The sequence below is a fragment of the Lysinibacillus telephonicus genome (assembly GCF_003966145.1).
Taxonomy (GTDB): Bacteria; Bacillota; Bacilli; order Bacillales_A; family Planococcaceae; genus Ureibacillus; species Ureibacillus telephonicus.
In genome coordinates this window covers 11,851-34,820 of the sequence record NZ_RXNR01000031.1, presented here as the reverse complement: position 1 = coordinate 34,820, position 22,970 = coordinate 11,851, and the positions used below count along the sequence as shown (strand labels likewise).

Below are 22,970 nucleotides of genomic sequence, written 5' to 3'. Positions count from 1 at the left end.
ATATTTACATACATTTAAATTCTCCCGGTTTTCAAAGCCCTTGCCCAATCTAAGCGACCATTTTCTTCACTTTTCCGAATCGCTTCTTCTCGATAATAAGGAATATGTAATTGCTCTATTATCCAATTATCTTCCTGTTTTGTAACAATTGTATAATTTGCGAAAGGAGAGCCAGATTCCATTTTATGATAAATTGGCAATTCTTCCTCATATGCTGGCAGCCCGATACTTCCTGGGTTAATAATAATTTTATCATTTGGAAGATAAATAACTCTAGGTATATGTGTATGTGCACAAAAGATTAACTTTTGTTTGATGCCACTTACTAAACTCATAATATCTTCTGTCTCTTTCAGCACCGGTCCACTAAATCTCATTTCCTCCAACAAATACATTTCATCACTTGTTGGGGATCCATGACAGAAAAGGAAATCATCCGTTTCTAAATATTTAGGTAAATTAGAAAGCCATGTTCTATGCTCATCTCTTAGTAAGTCTTGTACAAATTGTACTGTTAAATTTGAAGTATTATGCTCTAATAAAATACGATCACAGTTCCCTTTAATACTATGAATTATTGGATTCATTAAAAGGTCATATGTTTCTAAAGGAAATAAAGGACCGTATAAGCTATCCCCTAAGTTATATATGGATTGAATTCCCCGGTTATTAATATCTGTTAATACCGCTTGCAATGCATCTTTATTTCCATGAATATCAGCTATTATTGCAATCTTCATATCAAATACTCCTTTAAATTTTATGTCCTCATCATTATTAACAAATTTTTTAGATTACTATTATCGGAGCAACATTATTTTGTATGGCTTTAAAATAGTGTTCGATAATTTATAAAAAAGTCTGATCATTTATAATAAAGTTTGTTCAAAATCCTGTATTAATTTAAACGGGATATTTCTTTTTTGCACTTGTTGATGTTTGCAAAGCTCTGTCATGTTACTTCATTAAAGGGTTTTTGATTAGAAATAACGAATAATGATTAATATCCTACTAAATGGAGTGATTGTATGAAACTTACTCATGTTCGATTATTGACTAAAAATTTTAAAGCGTGTTTTTTGTTTTATCGTAATATTTTAGGTTTCGAGGTTGGTTGGGGAAATGAGGAATCTCGATATGCTGAATTTAAGGCTGGAGAAACAATTATAGGATTATTTGATAGAAAAGCTATGGCTAAAGCTATTGGTACTGAAGAACTTTTATTAAACTCTAATTCTATGGATAAAACTTCATTAATAATACTTGTTGACAGTGTAGAAGATACATATCATTCTCTTAAAAAACAGGGAGTGAAATTTATTAATGAACCACATAACCAAGTTGATTGGGGTATTAGGGTAGCTCATTTCAGAGACCCAGATGACAACTTAATTGAAATTTATGAGGCAATTGAAAGCGATTAAGAAAATTAAAATTGAATAAATAGTTTCTTCAAGGATAGACAGCGATTGTTGAGCACAGATAGAAAATGATCAAACTTTTATATAAAAATAGTCCTCGTGAAATATTTAAAGAGCCTGTTTTGATCAATCTTTTTTTCAAAAGCAGGCTCTTTTATATTGGGAAAATCAACATAATAAGACGTATTTTTGATCAAACTTTTTTATAAACCAACATTTTGAGAGGAATTCTAGTTATTAAACACCATTATAAAACAAAATAAAGCAATCATTTTTAGGATTTCGATATTTATCGCAAAATAAAACATTTCTCGGGAAATAATTCGACCATACAACGACAAAAATCACTTTATATACTATTTTAATGCCCTTGCAATTGGAAAAAGCAGAATAGAAAGAGGCTTCTCCCCTTTCTACCCTGCTTATTTTGTTTATACGTTTAATTGGTGAATTGCCTCTGCTAATGTATCCAACACAATTTTAATATCATCATCAGAGATATTTAATGGAGGTGATAAAATAAGTACATTGTTGAATCCTGCAACTGTAGTACCATTTTTGCCGATAATTACTCCACTTTCTTTACATGTTGCAATTACTTTATTTACAGCTTCTATATTAAGAGGTTCTTTTGTTGTTTTATCTTTTACTAACTCAATACCAATTAGTAAACCTTTTCCGCGAACATCTCCTACGTTAGGGTGCGACATTAATTGATTTTGCAAAGCTTCTAAAACCTGAGCTCCCTTTTGGGCGGAACGATCAAAAAGTTGTTCTTCTTCCATAATTTCAAGGTTTTTTAATGCTACTGCACACGCTGCAGGGTGGCCGCCAAATGTATTAACATGTCGGAAGTACTCATAATCGCCGCTTTCCTTAAACACTTCATAAACTTCTCGTTTCACGGCTGTTGCTGATAATGGGAGATAAGCACTAGTTAAGCCTTTCGCCATTGTAATAATGTCTGGTTTTATATCATAGTTCATGAATCCAAACGGCTTTCCTGTTCTGCCAAAACCACAAATTACTTCATCTACAATCAAGAGTGCACCATGTTTTTCGCATACTCTTTTAATACCTTTTAAATAGTTTTGCGGCGGCATAAGAATTCCTCCACCTGTAATAATCGGTTCAAGAATCATTGCCGCGATTGTATCGCTAAACTCCCAAGTCATTACTCGATCCACTTCTTTTACACTTGGGATTTCAAATAAATCAGTATAGGCGTCTTCATTGCTTCGATAAGAATCTGGAGGTGAAACATGGAGAAATCCAGGTGCTAATGGTTCATATTTATATTTTCTTTCCGCCTGACCAGTTGCAGCTAGTGCACCCATGGAATTCCCATGGTAAGCTCGATAACGAGAAACTATTTTATAACGGGAGGACTCTCCTTTTTGGTTATGGTATTGCCGCGCAATCTTAAATGCAGTTTCATTCGCTTCAGAACCGCTGTTTGAAAAGAATATAACATAGTCTCCTCCAAGCAATTCGTTTAACTTTTCGGCTAATTTAATAGCTGGTACATGCCCTTGTGAAAGAGGCGTATAAGCATTAACGATCATTTGGTCGTAGGCTGCTTTCGCTAATTCTTGCCTTCCATAGCCTACATTTACACAAAACAGCCCTGCCATCGCATCAATAAACTGCTTTCCATCAACGTCTACTAAACGAGCCCCATTCGATTTCTCAACGACTAATGTTGCATTTGGATTATATGGCTTCATAGAATGCCATACATATTTCTCATCCTTTTCTAATAATTCTTTCCCTAAATTTGTATCCAACATCACCATTCACACTCCTAACCTATCATTTAGAATGAAAAGCGTTGCTTCTATAAGACTGTAAATCTAGGACGCTTTAATTTACAGAATATTATGGATAATAAATGGCTGTTTTTCATTTAACAAAATGTAAAATAAATTCAGTAAAATATTTACACAAATTATAACTTTGTCTTAGTAAGCTATGCCGTTTTAATCTCTTATATTAATCTTTTTTAACAAACTTTCGCGCTTGCAGCATAAATTCTAACGCTAAACGATTTTCCCCCTTCATAAAATCCTTCCCTATTAAACTTTCGATTTTCTTTAAACGGTGATATAACGTTTGTCGTACAATAAATAATCGCTTGGCAGTTTCTTGTTTAGATCCATTAAAGTGCAAATATACTTCTAATGTTTCAAGCAGCTTTCCATCATACTTTTCATCGAAGTCAATTAATGGTTGTAAATATTCATAAATCATCGCTTCTAAATTTGTATACTTTTGCAGCTTATAAATTAAATGATATATATACAATTCATCATAAAAATATGACGGTGCTTTAATTTTTCTTGAGATATATAACGTATCTAGCGCTGACTGATAGCTTTCACAAATTAATGATAAATCTTTTACAATTTTCCCTACCACGATTTCTTGATTTAACAGCATATCTGCTAGCTCAAGTTTCATAATACCTTCCTGCACTCTCATCTTTATAGAACTGGAATCTTGTCTATTCAATAATATTAAAATTAAGTCATGCTTCTTTTCTAATGCAAATAAATAAAATCCTTTTTTATCAAAAATTGCATTACAAAATAATTTGAAATACGTAATATCTAATTGCTTATTTTTCTCATTTCTCGGAATAGAAATTAATAAAACAATACCCTCTTTCAATTTATAGTTAGGACATTGTGAAATGATAAACTGCCAAATTTCTTCTTGTGAATGTATTCCTTCCAACCATTCATCAAGCCATTTCGCGTCTTCTATCCCTTTCTTTTCCTCAACATAAAGATTACGAATTAACAACTGTGCCACTGCGGTAACAGTTCTATCTAAAATGAGCATCTCAAATTCTGTAATTTCTTTATCCTCACTAAATAAAATAATTTCCCCATAATTATGCTCGAATAAGTGGATGGTTTGGCTTTTAAAATGATTAGCATAGCTGTTATTTGATATCTTTTGCAAAAGAATTTCTCTTTGAGCTTTTTGCATATTAGGATAAAATATAGGTTCTTTACCTTCGACTTTATATACAGTCTGAATATTCAGATATTTATGCATAAGTTTTAGTATATGTTCGACATTATGTGTGTGTAATGCTTCCTTATTAATAATTTGCGAGTATGCTTCTAATTTAGATATTATCGAATATTGATTATTGATAATGAGAGAGTGTAAATCTTGTGTAATTTCAACAAATGGAACTTCTTCATGAAATACTATAATGGGAAAATGATGTTCATTAGCTAGGTCAAAAACTGTTTTTGGGACGCATTGAATATAAGGGCCATATTCAATGCAAAGCCCCGCGCAGTTTGCTTCTATTAAACCTTCTACAAATTTTTTAAATTGTTCACTATCATTTTGAAAACTAACACCCGTCGTTAATATTAGCTCATAACCTTTTAATAATTTTTGAACGTTGGAAACTTCAAGAACATGAACCCATTTAATGATATTATGGAGCCCAGAAAACCCTGCAATGACTTCAGCTTTTTTAAAATGTCTGTTATCTAAAATATTTGCAACTTGCAGCAAAATTTACTCCCCCTCACTCCAAAACGCTAGAATAGTAGAAAGTTTTTGACAAATGCAGCAGAATTCCTGAATGACATTACTTTTACACCCCTAGTTTGATACTAACAACTAAACCTGTCCTACCTCTGAAGGAGCTCTATAAATCGTCTAATGCTATTATTTCTCCATTTGACGCTATCACACCATAATCACAATCTAATTTTCCGCATAAAACATATAAACTCTGTTTAAAGTCATAAACGTAATAAGGCTTAAGCTCAAACAATTCTTTAATTTTTTCATAGGCTTCATCTTTAGTAATAGTTGCTTTTTCAGGAACATTAAATTGATCGAAAATCTCCAGCATTAGTTTATTATCCATGTAATTTACTACTTGAAGTCTCTTTGCATCTATAAAAACCTTAACTTTCCTCTCAAAAACGCGATCATCTTGTTTGTTCGCTTTTAATATGGCATGTATGTATCCTTTTTCCCGATACAGTGATTTCAGAATCCAATTTCCAGCATCATTCGGATATTCCCGACGCAAAAAGTCCTTAACTGCTAATACACATTTCTCTTGCTCTTCCTTTGAGATAGGAAATGAATCTGGGGATGGCTCACATGAAAGTGCTTGTTCTTCTGTTATCTCATCAATCCATCTAATTTCCTCTCGTTCAAACGGCTTATTAATTGGACTCTCCCAATAAATAATTTTATTTATAGTTAAATAAGACCTTCTATCCACAAAGAATTCAAAAGGGATTGTCAAACTCTGATCATTCGCGATATAAATTTCTTCCACAGCGTAAACAGGATATATTTTCTTCTGTTCGAATGAAGGGAATTCAACCAATTTTAACTGCTCTTTTTTCAGATGACTTAAACTATCGAGGGAAAGTGAATATTCTTCCTCCCTAATCAACTCTTCTGAAGGGAATTGACCATGTATTGAAAAGAAGGTAAGTTTTCCTTCATGATCAAACTTAATTTCAATAGATCCGGAAGGTGATACGGCAACACCATTGATACATTCTCTAAAGTGAATATTACCATCCTCTTCTTTTTGCAGTTGAAATTGCTTGCCATACATTAATCCTGTTTCCTGTTCAATCCATTTTATAATTGAAAACTTATAGGGAGCGGCAAACTCGACCCCATATTCTGCAAAAGTCTTCCCCATTACAAAAATTGCACTCTTAAGTTTAAGACTGTTTATATCAATCTCAATTACTGCTGTACCTTCCGGATTTGAATCGTCGTCCTCCTGTACTGTTGCATGATTAGGAAACCATTCCATACACATTGTATAAACCGTCTCTTTGAAGATATTTACGCTCCGATCGAACTGATACCCTTTTAAGTAATAATTGTCTAATCCGAATTTTGTTCTTGTAAACTCAATTACTTCTTCTACCCTTGAACTCATTTGATTAATACCTCATTTCTATCTGCTTTTATAGGCAAAGTAGATAAATATATCTCTGTATTACCTGGACAAAAAAATATAAAAAATTTTACCGACAAATCATTCGCAAAACACCTTTAATTGCCCGTAAGTATATTTATAGTAGTAAGATCATTCTCACATGCTAACATTATTTTACAGAAAAGTTATCTATAAGTCGAAAATTTATAACCTCTTCAAAAAGAAAAAACATGATCTCCAATTTTGGAGATCATGCTGTAATGACCGTTACTTATTTTCACCATCATTATTACTAGGAAAAGCAAATGTGGTAGTTGTTTCATCATCAACATCAATCCACTTTTCAGAAATGGTTTTACTTTTTGTGAAAAAGCGCGCTTGGTCTGGGCCAAACATAAAGCCCTCACCAAACTTAGAGCGTTTCCAGCCACCAAAATTATGATAGCCCACCGGAATCGGTATAGGGACATTTACGCCCACCATACCCACTTCAATTTCCTCCTGAAATTTACGTGCCGCTGCTCCATTGTTTGTGAAAATTGTTACACCATTTCCTAGTTCATGGTCATTTATTAAATCGATTGCTTCCTGCAGTGATTCCACTCGAACAACAATTCGTGCGGGTCCGAATACTTCTTGTTCATAGATTTCCATTGAAGGCTTCACTTCATCTAATAATGTTGGACCTAAATAGAATCCATTTGATACTTCACAAATACTTGGGTTTCGTCCATCTACAACCAATTTTGCGCCTTCTTCAACACCTTTATTTATAGCCTTAATAACCGCTTCCTTGGATTGCATTGTAATAACTGGACCAAAATCAACCTCATTATCTGTATATGGTCCAACTTTTAAGTTCTCAATTTTTTCTTTTAATATAGCAACGAACTTATCAGCTGTTTCTTTGCCAACTGCCATTGCACCAGAAATCGCCATACAACGCTGAGAAGCTGCTCCATAAGCTGCCCCGATAAATGCATTCGCTGTTTTTTCTAAATCTGCATCAGGCATAACAATCATGAAGTTTTTCCCTCCGCCAAATGCAGCAACTCTTTTATTGTAATTCGTTCCTGTTTGATAAATATATTCAGCTACTGGAGTAGAACCAACAAAGGAAATTGCTTCGATCGTTGGGTTTTCTAAAAGCTCATCAACCGCTTCCTTATCTCCGTTAATAACTGTCCAAACGCCATCTGGAAGACCTGCTTTTTTCCATAGCTCAGAAAAATAGAGAGCTGACATAGGCACCTTTTCCGATGGTTTTAAAATAACGGAATTTCCAACAGCAACAGCCATACTTGTAATCGCAAGCGGCACCATAACTGGGAAGTTAAACGGAGATATTGCAGCAACTACTCCCAATGGTGATTTTGTCGAAAATGCGTTAATATTTCCGCCAACATTGACAGAGTATTCACCTTTTAATAAATGAGAGGCATTTATAGCAAGATCCACAGATTCTAATCCACGTGTTATCTCACCCCTAGCGTCCTCCTTCGTTTTTCCACTTTCTTGGCAAATCACTTCGATTAACTCTTCTTCATTTTCTTTTAGTAATTGCCGGAACTTCAAAACAATTTCAGCCCGTTTACCAGAGGACAATTTCTTCCACGCTGGAAATGCTTTTTTAGCAACTTCAATTGCATGTTTCACTTCATCTCTCGTTGCTAATGGTACTTGTGCAATTACTTCACCTGTTGAAGGATTGTATACGTTTGAATATCGTCCACTTGAACCTTCAACTTGTTCCCCATTAATAAAATGGTGCAATTCCTTTACTCTTTGTTCAACTGCCATACCAATACACCCCTTTTTGATATTTGCAATTTATTGGTTCCTCGTTAAGTGAATGGAACCCTCTTAAATTAATATTAATTTACATGAATTAACAGAACAACGAAATGGACATTTAGTAAATATCAATGCTATTGAATTTGACGTTGTGTACAATAAATTAACTTTCCTAATAGAAAAAACCTATAATTTCTCTATAGAAAAATTATAGGTCTACTCATATAATTATTAAAAATCCTACTCAGACTCATCATTATTTTGAACACTGCCGAAAAACGTTACAATTTCTTTTGACTTTTTTCGTTCAACAGCCTTTGGCAATTCATCAAAATAACCTAATTGCAGCATTGAGATAATCCGCTCACCTGGTGCAGCACCAATTGCTTCTCGAAAGGCTGGTGCATCTAGGTAATCTGGCGTCTTCCAACACGAACCAATCCCATAGTCCCATGCAAGTAATTGTATATTTTGGATAAAGGTGCTTGCAGCCGCGAAATCTTCTAAACGTTGTTTTTGACGAACATCTTCCGGAACAATCACAAATACAAAAGCTCCTGCAAGGGTAAATTTTTGCATTTGCTTTTCTAATGCTTCTTCTGAAAGCTCCTTCCAATTAGGAATAGCTGTATCACGTAAAAGGCGATGTAAATCAAAAATCTCTTTTCCACAACCAACAACCAATCTCCACGGCTCTCTATTTTTATGATTAGGTGCCCAAACAGCATCGTCAATTATATTCATTAAATCTTCACGATCAACTGGTTGACCATTGAATTTCTTTATTGAACGTCTCCCGATAATTGCTTCTCTTACTGATAAAGACTGTTCTTTCATTATTTTTCTCTCCTTAAAAACAAATATCTAGACCATATGTAATATCTTCTTCCCAATTAACATTAACATAAATTTTAATATTTTAAAATACGCATAGGTTTTTACCATATCTTTTACAATTATATAGATAATTTTTATCATTTTTTATCTCTTTGTAAAGAGCTCCTTATTATAATTATTTAGTACTTCTATTAATACTCTCCTCACTCTATACCAGTTTAAAAAGAAAAAAGACATTCCATCAAAATACGGTGTCTTTTAACTAGGATTAATTATTACACCAAAGATAATATTCATACTTGGAAAAATCCATTTTATGACTTAAAAACCTTTGAAAAAAATCCTTATGCTGAGTATTTAGTTTAAATATGCCTGTCACTGGATGTTCATCTAATAAATTAAGTATATTTTGATATTCTTTCAAAGGGATCTTTTTAAGTTCTTCTTCACCTGTAATACTATCGTCATCAATTAAGGCCCACTGCATTATCCTAATAATTTCTTCTTGTGAAAGATAACATGGTGACTGAAATGATTCTACGTAAAGACCATTATTTGAAGCAAATTTAATAGCAACAGCTGACTGGTAATTTGTACCGATATACATATAATAGTCCCAGCCAAAATGAATAAAAATTTTATCCTTCACTAGTAGTTGGCAGTACATTAACTCTCTCAAGATCATCTTACAAATTGTCGGAACGTCTTCCACGTCAATTACCATATCCTCTTCTAATTGGACATGTTGAAATTTATCTTCATATAAAAATTGCCACTTCTGTTGTGCTTTGAATTTATGTTTCTCTAGCCCTATAACCCTTAGTGATTTAACTTTACTTTCTTTTAAAAACATCAATATTGTATTGATATAAGCGCTCTCAACATGAAGATATTCTTTGAACGTAAATAGTTGTCCATTGAATACTTTTCCTATGTCATAAGAACTAGTCCAATCTTCTATTTTTGTATAGTGTCCATTTTCATCTCTAAAATCGGGATTGTATTTTGTTATACGCCATTGATATTTATATTTTTGAGACATTTTCAAGCCTCCATACTGAAAAAGCAGTTTGGCACTATTTATGCAAACTGCTTTAACAATTCAAATTTCTGTTAATTGTTTAGATTCATAGTAACATATTTAAATTTACTTTCTAATATATATTATTTTGGGGGTTACTCAGGTGCTTTAATTAAATACATCATCAATTTTAAAAAAATAGTATTTTATATTTGGAGTATATGCTAAAGAATTAGAGTAATCATAATGACGATCCGCGCTGTCTGCTGTATGAGCATGGATGTAAGGAATGCCATTTGCCATACTTGTAACAATTACACTATGGTCAATAACACCATTTCCTTGAAAGTCATATAAAATGACGTCCCCTATTTCCAACTCAGAAGGAGATTGAACACGTATTGCCGTTAAGCCTGTTTTAGCATTTTCTAAGTACCAACGTAAACTATGAGCAACTGACCAGCTATAGCTCCAAGTTTCATTGGAATAATTGCCGCCTACTCCACGGCCACTCTTCCACCCATCCGTTATCCACCAACCTTTAGCACGATTTGGATATCCCGTCATTGGAGCTCCGCCTGCACGCAAACATTGAGAAACGAAGCTGGTACAATCCACTAAAAAGGCTGGATAGTTCGGATTGCGTTTATTCCACCAAGTTCTTGCATACTGAACAGCTGCATTCCGATTATAATAAATTGTAATTTTGTTACCTCCTTTTTTTTCAAATATATGCTTGTAATCTTCCGTTTTTCTCCTTATCTTTTAAAAATATCACCGCTTTATTTTCTAGGGTAATTTCTATTGCTTTAAAGACGCAAATCATATCTTATTTTTGCTACAATATAAGATAATTAAGTTTAAAATCCTCTTAAATAATAGAGGGTTGGGAAATTTTATAATGATTAAAAACTGATATATTTATATTCTCCAATCATATTTTACTTCCTTAATATGCAGGGATAGTTTAATAGAGAAAATGGGTGAAAGGGATGTTAGCATTGATGCAGCACGCTGAAAGAGAAATTGTTGAACTTACACGATTATGTGATAAAAAAGGGAATTTAAATCCTGAAGCGATTGGCTTTGCTCGCAAACCAATCATCGATTGCAATTTATCTGGCCACTTTTTAAAAAAGAAAAAATGGAATTATTGGTGCGTGTATGGAGAGGAAATTTTATTTTCCGTTACAATTTGCCATTTCGATTATGCTGCAATGTGTTTCATCTATTTTTTAGAATATGAGACACAGCGTTTTTTTGAAAAAACAGTTACAATTCCCCTTGGCATCGGCGGCAAACTAAAAATGCCTTCAAGGGTATTAGAACCAGTACGTTTTTCAAACAACGACATAAATATTAGTATCACTCATTTTCAAAATCAAACTTACTTAAAGGTCACTTCAGAGAATTTTGATAATGATACACTTAATGCAGAGCTCAAAATTCAGCACCCAAAAGAAGATGAATCATTAAATGTCGTCGTTCCTTGGAACCGTCAAACGTTTCAATTTACTGCAAAGCATCATATACTGCCAACAAGTGGTTTTGTAAAAATAGGAGACAAAAGCTTCCTTTTTAACGATGAAGATTGTTATGCTGTTTTAGATTTTGGCCGTGGTATTTGGCAACGGAATGCATTTTGGAATTGGGGAATGGCGTCCCAACGTGTTCGAGATAAAAGAGTGGGGTTAAATTTTGGCGGAAAATGGACAGATGGCACTGGAATGACAGAAAATGCAGTATTTGTTGATGGTAAAATGACAAAAATTCACGAAGATGTTTTGTTTAATTATGATCGTTCAAATTATATGAAGCCATGGTATATAACTACAAAGTTTTCTGATCAAGTTATGTTAACATTTCAACCATTCTTTGAACGCGTTGCCAAAACTGATGCAAAACTTGTAAAATCTGAAGTTCATCAAATGGTCGGCTACTACAATGGGCAAATAAAACTTGAGGATGGAAATATACTCTCTATCCAACAAATGCTTGGCTGTATTGAAGAGCATGCAGCGAAATGGTGAAACTATTGGTCATCTTAGAAAAATGGGAAGGCCGCTTCTTCTAAAATTAACTTTATCCATAAGACTTAATTTTTTACTGCACAAATCGTCAATATAAAACCGCATGAGATCAATGTTTTTAAATTTGATTTCATGCGGTTTATTAATTTTTATAAGGTTTGTCCAAACCTTCTTTCCACTTTACTTAATCGTCCATACTAATTAATTAACTGCAAGCACTTTTATTTTCCTATCTTGTATACTGCATAATTGTGGACCAAAAGGTGTTCGAATGATAAAACCTGTCTCATAATTTCTTATATAATCGTTTAATAGGAACGCCCCTATTATCGGAATTTCAACTTGTACATCTATCTGTTTATCCAAAGTTTTGATAAATCTCCCGACCTCTTTTAGCAATTCCTCATCGATTGACTCAATATACAGTGAAATATCAATATCGCTTTTCATTGAAGTAACGTTAATATTTGTTGCCATTTCAAAGCCAATGCTTCCTGTAGGACCCCATGATAAGTTAAGCTTCGAAAATTCGTCTCGTAAACCTTTTAATGTAGGATAATAGATTCTTTTTTTAAACTCATCTATACACATTACTAATGAATTCGGAGTAATTACTTCTACTATATTCTCCTCATGAATATACGTTCCAAATCTTTGCTCTCTACTTTCCCCCCGTAAACCGATAGGGATTAGTTTATTCGATATAGGCATTCTTCTCACTACACCATAATTTGACGCCGCAGCTGTATTCAATACCCATTCCGGAACAGCTGTAAAATGCTCTAACTTATCAACATTTGAGAATTTTATAATATCATGCACCTTTATTTCCATTGTTGCTCAATCATTTCCCGAACTTTAATAGATGCAACTCGGCCAGATGAAACGGCAATTTCCGTTTTCAAACGGTAAGATAAGTCTCTAGCGTTTTCTTTTTTAATATCTTCATATGCTGAATAAATAGCTTCAATTACAAGTGCACTATCATCAACGGAAGGTTCCTCTGCATTTACTCCATCTATTAAAGAATAAAGTGCACCAAGCTTTTTAAACGACTGAATATCATATGCCATTGAAGGTACATCTTTTGCCGCAATATCTAATTCTTCAATTGTTCGTTGAGTAATTATCGCAGCTGATTTTTTTGACATTACGTGAACATTTACCCCATCATCATTCAGCGAAATTAAACGGTTCGCCTGCATTCCATGGGATAAAAAAGCACCTGATATTGCATTTCCTACTACAGCTGCAACTATAGGATGTCCTGCTAATCTAGCAGTTGCATATGCATCCACAGCTGCGGAACAAGATAAATAAATTCCAAACAGCTCCTCATGATAGCCAAATGCCTGACTCGGTACATCTACTACTGGTAAAATTAGACGCTTTTCATTTAAATGAGCGTCCTCTTCTATTGCTTGTCGTACATATTTTGCAATTGTCCATCCTTCTAATAATCCAACCTCACCTTTACGAGCACGATAGAATTTACTTTCAGGATTAGGGACAACTGCAATAATACGTGCTTTAATACCATTTATTTCAGTATCTGCGACCAAAACGGAAGGTATTTCGCTTATTGATTGCTTATTTTCCGTTAATAAATTAAACCATATTCTTCCTCTGCTATTAACTAGTTCAGAAGGGGTTGGGACATCGGTATTTTCAACATTATTAATACCTTTTAAAATATCTGTCGCTTGTTCGGGAGAGATTTTTTCTTCAATATTTAGCGATTTTATTAATGTTAAATATTGATTAATATTTTTAGTGCGATGTTTTAGCTCTACTTCACCATTCCAAATACTTAATATTGCATTTTTAAAATTTGGAACATCATCCTCGATTACAATATCCGCAAGACCCATTTCTTTTCGAATTGCTCCACCAATCATTTTCCAAATCAGCTGTTTGTTCCTTGAATCAAGTTCACGTATTCCTGCTTCTTGCTCAACTACTTCCGGGCCATTCATTCCTAAACGTCCTTCACGTGTCATTATTAAAGCACTACATAATCCAGCAGTTAGAGACATTCCTCCAAAAGATCCGATTTTTCCCGGAATAATGCCTACAACAGGTACATATTCACGAAGCTCAACAATTGCGGCACTAATTTCTGCTATTGATAGCAATCCATAGTTTGCTTCTTGAAGACGCACCCCACCTGTATCATAAATAATTACTGGATAAATGATATTTCCTTCCTTACACTCCTTTAGTACCTTTTCCAGTGTCCCTGCTAATTTTGCTCCAGAAACTTCACCAATACCCCCGCCCTGGAAATTCCCTTCAATTGAAACAACAACTGTTGGTTTACCATTTAATGTACCTTTCAAAATAATCATCCCATCATCATATTGTGGAACGATATTTTGTGCTGCAAGATGCGGGGATTCAAGTCGATCGAATGGGCTTAGAATTTCATAGGCACTGCCTTTATCCAATAATTGAAATGCTCTTTCACGCGCTAAGCTTTCAACTAAACTCTCAGTTATCATTTGAGTCATTTACACTCACCTCCACTGCTTGTGCTAGTCTAATTGACACAACGCCTGGCGTTGCTCCAAAATCATTTACCGTAATGAAAGCAGAAATATCATGCTGACTAACAAAACGTTCAATCACTTTTTTCCATGTATCTTGGAAGCCTGTAATTCCCGTACGAATTTCAACAATTGTTTCATTACTATTATTTGGTTCAACTAATACTTCCAAATCTCCAGAACCTACAACACCAACATGTGATGGTCTTTTTACTGTTTTCGATGCTGGAAATGTATAAATTAATTTTTCCATCCAAACCACTCCCCTATTGTTTAATTAACAGTTGCGTAAGCATTTTCAGGCGAAGAAACCAACTGACTAATTTTATATAAGTAAATTGTTGCAGCTAGTAAATCGGCGCTGCCTCCTGGTGACAAATTACGCTCTTTAAATTTTTCATTCATAGTTTTAAGTTCATTTAAATCCCCTGTTTTTAACACCTTAAACGCATACTTTTTCGCAAAATTTAAACCCTCTAAACCGCCCCTATGCAATAAGCATGTATCATCTAAATTTGCCATTAAGGCTAAAAAGGAATGAAATTTTGCAATTTCATAGTTAAATTGATTCAATGATGCCTTAAAAACCGGCAAACTATATTTTCGAATGTGAGGGAATGCCAGTTGAGCCTCTGCCTTCGCTCCATGAACTCCGTACTTTCGAACAGCTTTTATACCATTCGTCATTTGATGTGGTATAAATCTATCTTCATATTGAGCAATCTCAGCGGCAGTAAAGCATAGTGCATCGTCATTGGATTGCTCCTTTTGAATCGCTGCCGCTGCAGTTAATAATCCAAGCGACCAGATTGCTCCTTTATGTGTATTGACACCATTTGTAACTTGAAACATTTGTGCTTCTCCCTCGCGGCCAATTTCACCGATTTTTTCTCGTAAATACTGCGAGGGCTTTTTATCATAAGCAGCCATTGCCATGTTGTAGAATGTATTATGCAAGCAATTTGCTGACTCCAACATCATTGAAAAAGTTAAATCATCATGTGACCCTTGATCAATCCTATCAACTAGACCAGGCTTTGGAGTAAGCGAAACTTCTTCAATCAATGACGCAACTGCTAAATCAGCTAAAGTTGTTGCCAAAATATGCGGATCTTGCACACCCCTCACCCTCTCTTTTTTTACCAGCTTCTAAACTTTGCTGGAGGAGTATATAAACCACCTGACCATTGAACAAGTTCATCAATATTTTTAGCAGCCAGTAATGAACGTTTTGCGTCTGATCGACGAATACCCAAATCTTCAGGTAGAGCAACTAACCCTTGTTGACGCAATCGTTCTGCCGTTTTAGGATTATGCTCCATTCCTATCGGTGTAACTCCCGCGATAGAAGCAATCATTTCTCTTCTTTCGGATATGCTGTCAGATTTATATAGATAGGCAATCCCTTCCTCTGTGACAACATGTGTTACATCTTCGCCATAAATCATAACTGGTGCAATTGCTAACTTTGCTTGATCTTTTACGCTAATTGCATCTAGGGATTCAACGAAAACTGGCTTATTTGCTTCTTGGAATGTCTCTGCTACTTGGACTACTAATTTTTTACCGCGAGCTAACGGATCATCAGAAGTCATCAAGTTATACCAAGCCTCTGTTGAGTGGCGGCGGCCTCCTGGATCATGGCCCATATTTGGCGCTCCACCATATCCAGCAACACGACCTTTTGTAACAGTAGATGAATTACCTAATGCATCCATTTGCAAAGTAGAACCGATGAATAAATCAACAGCATATTGGCCAGCTAATTGTGCTAACGTACGATTTGAACGAAGACTGCCATCCTTTCCTGTAAAGAAGATATCCCTTCTTGCCGCTACATACTGTTCCATTCCAAGCTCGCCACCAAAGCAATGCACACTTTCAACCCATCCAGACTCTATTGCAGGGATTAATGTAGGGTGAGGATTTAGCACCCAGTTCGTACATATCTTCCCTTTTAAACCTAATGATTCTGCATAAGTTGGAAGAAGCAGTTCAATCGCAGCCGTATTAAAGCCAATACCATGGTTTAATGATTTCACTCCATGTTTTTCATAAATACCACGAATCACCATCATTGCTTGTAAAATTTGAATATCTGTTATATGTCTCGGATCTCTTGTAAATAACGGTTCAAGCTCATATGGTTTATCAGCAACGACAATAAAATCAACCCATGAGCTCGGTATGTCTACTCGAGGCAATTCATCTACAATTTCATTAACTTGAGCAATTACAATACCATCTCTAAAAGCTGCAGCTTCAACTAATGTTGGGGTTTCTTCAGTATTCGGTCCAGTGTATAGATTGCCGTTGCGATCTGCTTTATCCGCTGCAACAAGAGCAACAGAAGGAATTAAATCAATAAATAACCGACCATATAATTCAATATAAGTATGCAGATCGCCTAATTCGATTCTTCCATCTTCTATCATGTGGGCAATTCTTAAACTTTGGGGTCCCGCGTATGAGAAATCTATTTTTCTAGCAATTCCTTCTTCAAAAATATCTAAATGTTCAGGTCTTGAAATACTGGACATGATCATATGCAAGTCATGAACTTTTTTTGGATTCACTTGTACTAACGCTTGTGATAAAAACGACGCTTGTTTTTGGTTGTTTCCTTCAAGAACAACACGATCCCCTGGTTTTATTAATAGTTCCAATGCATCAACAATTCGATCAGTAGGAATAATCACACCATCAACCAAACTTTTAACGCTTTCAATTCTTTCTTTTTTCGCCTCCAACCTTGTTGTCCAAGATCTAGCTGCTTTTTCCTTATTCGTAATAACCATTTTATACACCCCTATTTATTTAATTTGACATTACATCAATTACGCCTTGGCTAACCCGCGCCCGGATTTCGGACTCGTGTTTAGGCCAGCACGATGCTGGTCAGTTAACCGTTGCCGCATGGATGCGACGCACTTAGGTTAACTTCCTTTCCCAACTCCTTTACGAAATCGCATCACTTGCTGGATGCTTTAACTTCATTCAGTTTTGGTTTAGCCCCCCACTGAATAGAAGCAAAAACTGTATTCATCTCCTACCTATAGAGATGGGAGTCTTCCCCTGAATGAAGATAGAAACAGTCTTCGATACTACTTTTTGAAATAGCGATTGTTCGAACATCTGGAAATGCTTGATTTGCTAGCTTGCTCAAAACATCTCCCGGCGGCATTTCAATAAATAATCTAGCACCAGCTTCATAAAGTAAATTCACAGCATCATGCCACCTAACTGGATAACAAATACTTTTTGCCAAATCTTCTTTCACAGAATCTGCTTGCCTTAATAACCGAGAATTTACGTTGCTTGATATCGGAATTTTCGGTCTCTTTAGATTGAGCTTATCCAACTCGCTCAGCAATTCCTCACTTACATTTTTAAATAACGGACAGTGGGAAGGCGTCGAGACATTTAATAAATGTGCTGATGTTGCACCATGGCTTTTTACATAATCAATTGCCTTTTCCAATCCCTTTAATGAACCGGATAACGTAATTTGAGTCGGTGAATTTCGATTTGAAACATATACTGGATATTCCTTATTAAAAAAACTACTCACTATTTCGCTTAGTTGATACTCGTCTAAACCTAATACAACGGCCATCCCGTAACCACTATCGCACGTTTTTTCCATTAGCTCTCCCCGCAGCGTAACCAGTTTTAGCGCTTCCTCAAATGTAATTACACCAGAAGCAACTGCTGCTCCGAATGCCCCGACAGAGTGACCTGCAACATAGCTAGGCATTACTCCATTTTTTTCAAAAATTTTATAGGTACTTACAGATGCAATTAATAAACATTGCTGAACTGCTTTTGTTGTAGATAATGACTTTTTACTATGTAATGTATCAATTGGTCTTTTTAATATTTCACTGCTTTCTTCTAAAACTTCTTTAACAACTGAATCATTTGGTAAATCATTCAGCATCCCCTCATATTGCGAACCCTGGCCTGGAAAGAGAAAAGCACTTTTCATTCAATCCCTCCTCCTTAGAGCAAATTCCTACGCACATTGAAAATTACATCCTCTGTATGTTTACGGAGCAAAGAAATTAATTCATCCATTTCGTTTTCTTTTAATAATTCATAGATTTTTCGATGCTCTCCCTTTGACTTATCAATCGTTTCATTTATGGAGAAGTGAATACCTTGTATGCGCAACAAAGGAAAACAGATTTTACTATAAACTCCTTCTAAAACCTTGCTTTCACTAAATTTAATAAGCGTTAAGTGAAATGCATAGTTCAAGTGAGTATACTCAAATTGGTTTGTAGATTTCTCCATTTTCTTTAAGATACTCTTCATTTCATCTAATAGTTTTTTCTTTTTATGCGGTTCAAAAATTCTCTTTGCCGCAAGTAACTCCAAGTTATTTCTGACATCTAATAAATCTTGAATTTCAGATAATGTGTAGCCTTTTATAAAAGCTCCCTTTCTAGGAATTCTTTCAATTAAGCCTTCCGTTGCAAGAAGATAAATCGCTTCTCGAACTGGAGATCGGCTAGTATTAAACATCTCAGCGTAAACACTTTCCACAATCTTGTCTCCTGGCTTTAACTCAGCTTTTAATATTTGCTCCATTATTTTTTCAGCAATTTTTCTCGACAAAGCATTATCTAATGGATAGTTGAAATATTCCATCAAAACACATCCTCAAGTTATTTTCGACTCTATTACAGTCGACTGTGTACATAAATCATAAAACAATGGAATTTAAATTTCAATCGTATTTTCAGCTTTTTTCTGTTTTATACGAAAATTTTAGTTGATTTATATTTTTTATTAATTTATGATGTTCTCAGAATACAGTCGACTGAATATTCTCTGAATTAGAGATTTGACAAAGGGGTGTTAGAATATGGTGATTTATGGTGTTGCTATTTTAGCAGGATGTTTTCTTGTTGGTACAGTAGTCGGGGAATTCATTGGAGCTATAATGGGAGTAGATTCAAATGTTGGCGGCGTGGGAATTGCTATGTTGCTTTTAATTATTGTGGTCGATAAGCTTATAAAGGCTGGAAAAATAAGCAAACCCGCACTAGACGGTTTAAGTTTTTGGAACCAAATGTATATTCCAGTAGTAATAGCAATGGCTGCAAGTCAGAATGTATTAGGCGCATTAACCGGGGGACCGTTAGCTATTATTGCCGGAATTGCAGTAGTTATCATTAGTTTAGCATGTGTACCTCTGATTAGTGGAAAGCAAAAGGAAGCTGCTATCACGAGTCCTACTATTGGAGGTGAAGCAGATGCTTGATATTATTTTAGGTGTATTTACTGATAATGGATTAGTAATGGCTTTTCTAGTTATAGGTATCACAATGTGGCTAGCCTATTTAATCTCTAACAAGTTAACAAAGGGAAGAATACATGGATCTGCAATAGCCATTGTTCTCGGACTAGTTTTAGCATATATCGGTGGAGTTGCAACTGATGGTTCGAAAGGTCTTTCCGATGTTAGTTTTCTAGCAGGTGTAGGATTTTTGGGCGGCAGTATGCTACGAGATTTTGCAATTGTTGCTACTTCTTTCGGAGCAAATTTTGATGAAATTAAAAAAGCCGGTTTCCGCGGAATCATTTCGTTATTTGTTGGGGTTCTACTCTCATTTATTGTCGGCGTAATTTTTGCCTTCATGTTCGGATATACTGACCCTGTAGATATGACAACAATAGGCGCAGGAACAGTTACTTATATTGTGGGACCAGTTACAGGTGCCGCCTTGGGAGCTAGTTCTGAAATAATTGCAATTAGTATTGCTGCTGGCTTAGTTAAGTCTGTATTAGTAATGATTAGCACGCCATTTGTAGCAAAGTATATAGGTTTAAATAATCCTATGTCCGCTATGGTATTTGGCGGTTTAATGGGGACAACTTCTGGTGTTACAGGTGGATTAGCTGCAACCGATCCTAAATTAGTTCCCTACGGTGCGGTTACAGCTACTTTCTATACAGGCTTAGGCTGTTTATTAGCCCCTACCATTTTGTTCTTAATTACAGATATGATTTTTTAAACTCTAAAAAACTAGACCGTCAAACTCGCTGACGGTCTTTTATCATTATTTTAATAGTGTTTAAAGTGCTTTCCATTGTAACTAATTACACCTTATTCAAAATATACTCCATCATCATCTCTGGTTCATCGGTAAATATCGCATCTACCCCAATTTTCAACAAAACATCTGCATACTTTATTTCATTTACAGTATATACACGAACTAGAGAATCCTTTAAAATAGCTTCTTGTACTGGCTGGCGAACAGCAGAAGGTAAAGAAACGTGTAATGCTTTAGCAGGTATAATCTTCTGATATTCATTTAGATTTAGTACTACATTTGCAAACAATGCAGCATTTTCAACATCTGGAGCAAGCTTCGCAACACGTTGCACCATTTCATGATTAAAGGATGATATGATTACTTGGTCCATCATTCCAAAAGACTCTACTTCTTGTAAAACAAGTTTTTCTAAACCTTCATAAGAAAAAATATCAGATTTTAACTCAATATTGATACGTTGATTAGTATGACAAAAAACAGCTAAAACTTCAGACAAAGTTGGAATTACTTCTCCAGTATACTCTTTACTAAACCAAGAACCATAATCATACCTTCGAAGTTCTTCAAGGGTCATATCCTTCACAAATCCTATTCCATTTGACGTACGGTCTATTGACTCATCATGTATTACAACAACTTGGTGATCCTTGGTTAAATGAACATCAAATTCTACTCCATAAATGGGTAATTTAGCAGCTGCTCGAAATGCAGTTAGCGTATTCTCTGGATACTTTGCAGAGTAACCTCGATGAGCAATTATTTTCAAATTGTTCTCTCCCTCTTCATTTTACTAGTAAGTTAAAATTATATACTTTAAATAACATACACTTAGAATAAAACAAGTATTGCCCATTTTTTAGTTATTTACAAAATCATTAATTTAACTTAACAAACTGTAAATAAAAGAGATAGGTCCTACTTAAAAAGCCTATCGAGTTCTCTTTCAATTAAAGCCTGAATCCTATCCTTTCCGATTTTAACCAAGCCCATTAAAATATGTAATGCAAGACCGTCAATTAAGGCATGCAAATGAATAATCTCTTCTTCTATGTGAAGATCTTCCTTTAAAAATCCTCCTTCGTTTAATTTATTTATCATCAAGGAAATTCCCTGATAAACGGGATCATCTTTTAACTCTTTCTTTCGTAATTTGTAAGAAGTGTACTCCAACCATACTTGCATCTCAATTACACGTTCATCTGATGGGACAAGTTCCATTAGCATGTTTATTGCAATTTGTTTTGGTGGCAGTGGATTTTTTGTATGTTCCATAATTCGTTCTATAACTTGTTCTTCTACAAGTTGCATTGCAAACTCAAGCAGTTCTTCTTGTGTATTGAAATAATGGCGAACTGCACCAAGAGATAAATTCGCCTCCTTTGCAATGGAACGTACAGATGCTCCCTCTAGCCCGTCCCGAGCGATGACATTCCATGTAGCTTTTGCAATTAACGCTTTTCTTTCTTCATGATCAACTATTTTTGGCATGGTTTTATTATAACTCAATTATTTAAATAATACACTTGTATTATTTAAAACCTCATGCTAGTATTTAATACAAGTGTACTAAATAAAAATAAAGAGAGGCATAATGACAATGGTAAAATGGATAATTGCAGCCGAAATTGCTTTTTGGGTAGTGATTATTGCAGGTCTATTTGCACGCTATGTGTTGAAATCGAAGAAAATTAGTATTCTATTATTCTTATTAACACCGCTTATTGACTTAGCGCTAATTATGCTGACAGTAGTTGATTTACGAAACGGTGCAACAGCTACTATCGCACATGGAATATCAGTTATTTATATAGGTGTTTCAATAGCTTATGGAAAATCAATGATTGACTGGGCAGACCATAAATTCCAATCATGGTTCCTTAAGAAACCTTCTTCTAAAAAAATACTTGTAGGTTTGGAGAAGGGCATTTATGAATTGAAGATGTTGGCAAGACATGTTTTTTCTTATTTAATCGGGAGTGCCATCTTCTGGCTTATTATTAACTATGTTGGCAGCAATGGAACTGATGCCATCATTGGTGTTTGGAAAACATGGTCGGTTGTTTTAATCATTGACGGTATAATAAGTCTATCTTATCTTGTTTTTCCTAAAAGAACTGAGTCAAAATAATGCTATATAATAAGGCGGATGCTATTCACTTATTTATGAATAACACCGCCTTTTAATTTTACTTTAGCACCCTCACCCGGCAGCCCCTTTACATTTCGTTCAAACATCCCTGCATATCATTCAACTATTTACATTGACTTTGCCATAACAATTTCAACTCACCAATGGACAAAACTT

At 34.9% G+C, this 22,970-nt stretch carries 22 protein-coding genes; 5 read left to right on the top strand and 17 right to left on the bottom strand.

Features of this window, described 5'->3' with window-relative positions; genetic code table 11:
* Window positions 1–14 precede the first annotated feature (14 nt).
* Complete coding sequence (locus EKG35_RS11930; RefSeq protein WP_126294686.1) at window positions 15–740, bottom strand: metallophosphoesterase family protein; 726 nt, start codon at window positions 738–740, stop codon at window positions 15–17.
* Window positions 741–1,028: 288 nt separating this feature from the next.
* On the opposite strand from EKG35_RS11930, the gene EKG35_RS11925 reads away from it, so the two are divergent.
* Window positions 1,029–1,424, top strand: coding sequence for a VOC family protein (locus EKG35_RS11925; protein ID WP_126294685.1), 396 nt, complete (start codon window positions 1,029–1,031; stop codon window positions 1,422–1,424).
* 428 nt (window positions 1,425–1,852) lie between these two features.
* On the opposite strand, the gene EKG35_RS11920 is transcribed toward EKG35_RS11925, so the two are convergent.
* The 7 genes from EKG35_RS11920 to EKG35_RS11890 all read right to left on the bottom strand — a co-directional run bounded on the left by EKG35_RS11920 (window position 1,853) and on the right by EKG35_RS11890 (window position 10,720).
* The gene (locus EKG35_RS11920; protein WP_126294684.1) at window positions 1,853–3,211 is read right to left on the bottom strand and encodes an aspartate aminotransferase family protein; all 1,359 of its coding nucleotides are present in this window, start codon (window positions 3,209–3,211) and stop codon (window positions 1,853–1,855) included.
* Window positions 3,212–3,413: 202 nt separating this feature from the next.
* Window positions 3,414–4,961, bottom strand: a complete 1,548-nt coding sequence (locus tag EKG35_RS11915; RefSeq protein WP_246020330.1) for a PucR family transcriptional regulator — start codon at window positions 4,959–4,961, stop codon at window positions 3,414–3,416.
* A 136-nt stretch (window positions 4,962–5,097) separates the two neighbouring features.
* On the bottom strand, window positions 5,098–6,369 hold the full coding sequence (locus EKG35_RS11910) for a hypothetical protein (RefSeq protein WP_126294682.1): 1,272 nt from the start codon (window positions 6,367–6,369) through the stop codon (window positions 5,098–5,100).
* A gap of 267 nt (window positions 6,370–6,636) precedes the next feature.
* Window positions 6,637–8,169: a CoA-acylating methylmalonate-semialdehyde dehydrogenase gene (locus EKG35_RS11905; RefSeq protein ID WP_126294681.1), complete on the bottom strand. Its 1,533-nt coding sequence runs from the start codon at window positions 8,167–8,169 to the stop codon at window positions 6,637–6,639.
* A gap of 234 nt (window positions 8,170–8,403) precedes the next feature.
* On the bottom strand, window positions 8,404–9,000 hold the full coding sequence (locus EKG35_RS11900; protein ID WP_126294680.1) for a nitroreductase family protein: 597 nt from the start codon (window positions 8,998–9,000) through the stop codon (window positions 8,404–8,406).
* A 268-nt stretch (window positions 9,001–9,268) separates the two neighbouring features.
* The gene (locus tag EKG35_RS11895; protein ID WP_126294679.1) at window positions 9,269–10,042 is read right to left on the bottom strand and encodes a DUF7683 domain-containing protein; all 774 of its coding nucleotides are present in this window, start codon (window positions 10,040–10,042) and stop codon (window positions 9,269–9,271) included.
* Window positions 10,043–10,189: 147 nt separating this feature from the next.
* Window positions 10,190–10,720 (bottom strand): amidase domain-containing protein, encoded by a 531-nt coding sequence (locus tag EKG35_RS11890; RefSeq protein WP_246020333.1) that lies wholly within the window; start codon window positions 10,718–10,720, stop codon window positions 10,190–10,192.
* Between the two features lie 302 nt (window positions 10,721–11,022).
* On the opposite strand from EKG35_RS11890, the gene EKG35_RS11885 reads away from it, so the two are divergent.
* Window positions 11,023–12,051 (top strand): DUF2804 domain-containing protein, encoded by a 1,029-nt coding sequence (locus EKG35_RS11885; protein WP_126294698.1) that lies wholly within the window; start codon window positions 11,023–11,025, stop codon window positions 12,049–12,051.
* Window positions 12,052–12,252: 201 nt separating this feature from the next.
* On the opposite strand, the gene EKG35_RS11880 is transcribed toward EKG35_RS11885, so the two are convergent.
* The 7 genes from EKG35_RS11880 to EKG35_RS11850 all read right to left on the bottom strand — a co-directional run bounded on the left by EKG35_RS11880 (window position 12,253) and on the right by EKG35_RS11850 (window position 19,250).
* Window positions 12,253–12,885 (bottom strand): malonate decarboxylase holo-ACP synthase, encoded by a 633-nt coding sequence (locus EKG35_RS11880; protein WP_126294677.1) that lies wholly within the window; start codon window positions 12,883–12,885, stop codon window positions 12,253–12,255.
* Complete coding sequence (locus EKG35_RS11875) at window positions 12,876–14,561, bottom strand: biotin-independent malonate decarboxylase subunit beta (RefSeq protein WP_126294676.1); 1,686 nt, start codon at window positions 14,559–14,561, stop codon at window positions 12,876–12,878. Before EKG35_RS11875 ends, EKG35_RS11880 begins: the two co-directional genes overlap by 10 nt.
* Complete coding sequence (locus tag EKG35_RS11870; RefSeq protein WP_126294675.1) at window positions 14,542–14,850, bottom strand: malonate decarboxylase subunit delta; 309 nt, start codon at window positions 14,848–14,850, stop codon at window positions 14,542–14,544. Before EKG35_RS11870 ends, EKG35_RS11875 begins: the two co-directional genes overlap by 20 nt.
* Window positions 14,851–14,870: 20 nt before the next feature.
* Window positions 14,871–15,716, bottom strand: a complete 846-nt coding sequence (locus tag EKG35_RS11865; RefSeq protein WP_126294674.1) for a triphosphoribosyl-dephospho-CoA synthase — start codon at window positions 15,714–15,716, stop codon at window positions 14,871–14,873.
* A 20-nt stretch (window positions 15,717–15,736) separates the two neighbouring features.
* On the bottom strand, window positions 15,737–17,395 hold the full coding sequence (mdcA, locus tag EKG35_RS11860) for a malonate decarboxylase subunit alpha (RefSeq protein WP_126294673.1): 1,659 nt from the start codon (window positions 17,393–17,395) through the stop codon (window positions 15,737–15,739).
* A 251-nt stretch (window positions 17,396–17,646) separates the two neighbouring features.
* Window positions 17,647–18,585, bottom strand: a complete 939-nt coding sequence (locus EKG35_RS11855) for an ACP S-malonyltransferase (RefSeq protein WP_126294672.1) — start codon at window positions 18,583–18,585, stop codon at window positions 17,647–17,649.
* Window positions 18,586–18,599: 14 nt separating this feature from the next.
* The gene (locus tag EKG35_RS11850; protein ID WP_126294671.1) at window positions 18,600–19,250 is read right to left on the bottom strand and encodes a GntR family transcriptional regulator; all 651 of its coding nucleotides are present in this window, start codon (window positions 19,248–19,250) and stop codon (window positions 18,600–18,602) included.
* 217 nt (window positions 19,251–19,467) lie between these two features.
* Between EKG35_RS11850 and madL the strand changes: the two genes are divergently transcribed.
* Window positions 19,468–19,866 carry a malonate transporter subunit MadL gene (madL, locus tag EKG35_RS11845; protein WP_126294670.1) on the top strand — a complete coding sequence of 133 codons (399 nt, stop codon included), beginning with the start codon at window positions 19,468–19,470 and terminating at the stop codon, window positions 19,864–19,866.
* Window positions 19,859–20,620, top strand: a complete 762-nt coding sequence (gene madM, locus EKG35_RS11840) for a malonate transporter subunit MadM (RefSeq protein ID WP_126294669.1) — start codon at window positions 19,859–19,861, stop codon at window positions 20,618–20,620. Before madL ends, madM begins: the two co-directional genes overlap by 8 nt.
* An 85-nt stretch (window positions 20,621–20,705) precedes the next feature.
* Here the strand turns inward: madM and EKG35_RS11835 are convergent, their stop codons facing one another.
* Window positions 20,706–21,431: a glycerophosphodiester phosphodiesterase gene (locus EKG35_RS11835; protein ID WP_126294668.1), complete on the bottom strand. Its 726-nt coding sequence runs from the start codon at window positions 21,429–21,431 to the stop codon at window positions 20,706–20,708.
* Between the two features lie 149 nt (window positions 21,432–21,580).
* Entirely contained in the window at window positions 21,581–22,171 is a 591-nt protein-coding gene (locus EKG35_RS11830) for a TetR/AcrR family transcriptional regulator (RefSeq protein ID WP_126294667.1), read from the bottom strand.
* 91 nt (window positions 22,172–22,262) lie between these two features.
* On the opposite strand from EKG35_RS11830, the gene EKG35_RS11825 reads away from it, so the two are divergent.
* Window positions 22,263–22,793: a hypothetical protein gene (locus tag EKG35_RS11825; protein ID WP_126294666.1), complete on the top strand. Its 531-nt coding sequence runs from the start codon at window positions 22,263–22,265 to the stop codon at window positions 22,791–22,793.
* Window positions 22,794–22,970: the final 177 nt, after the last annotated feature.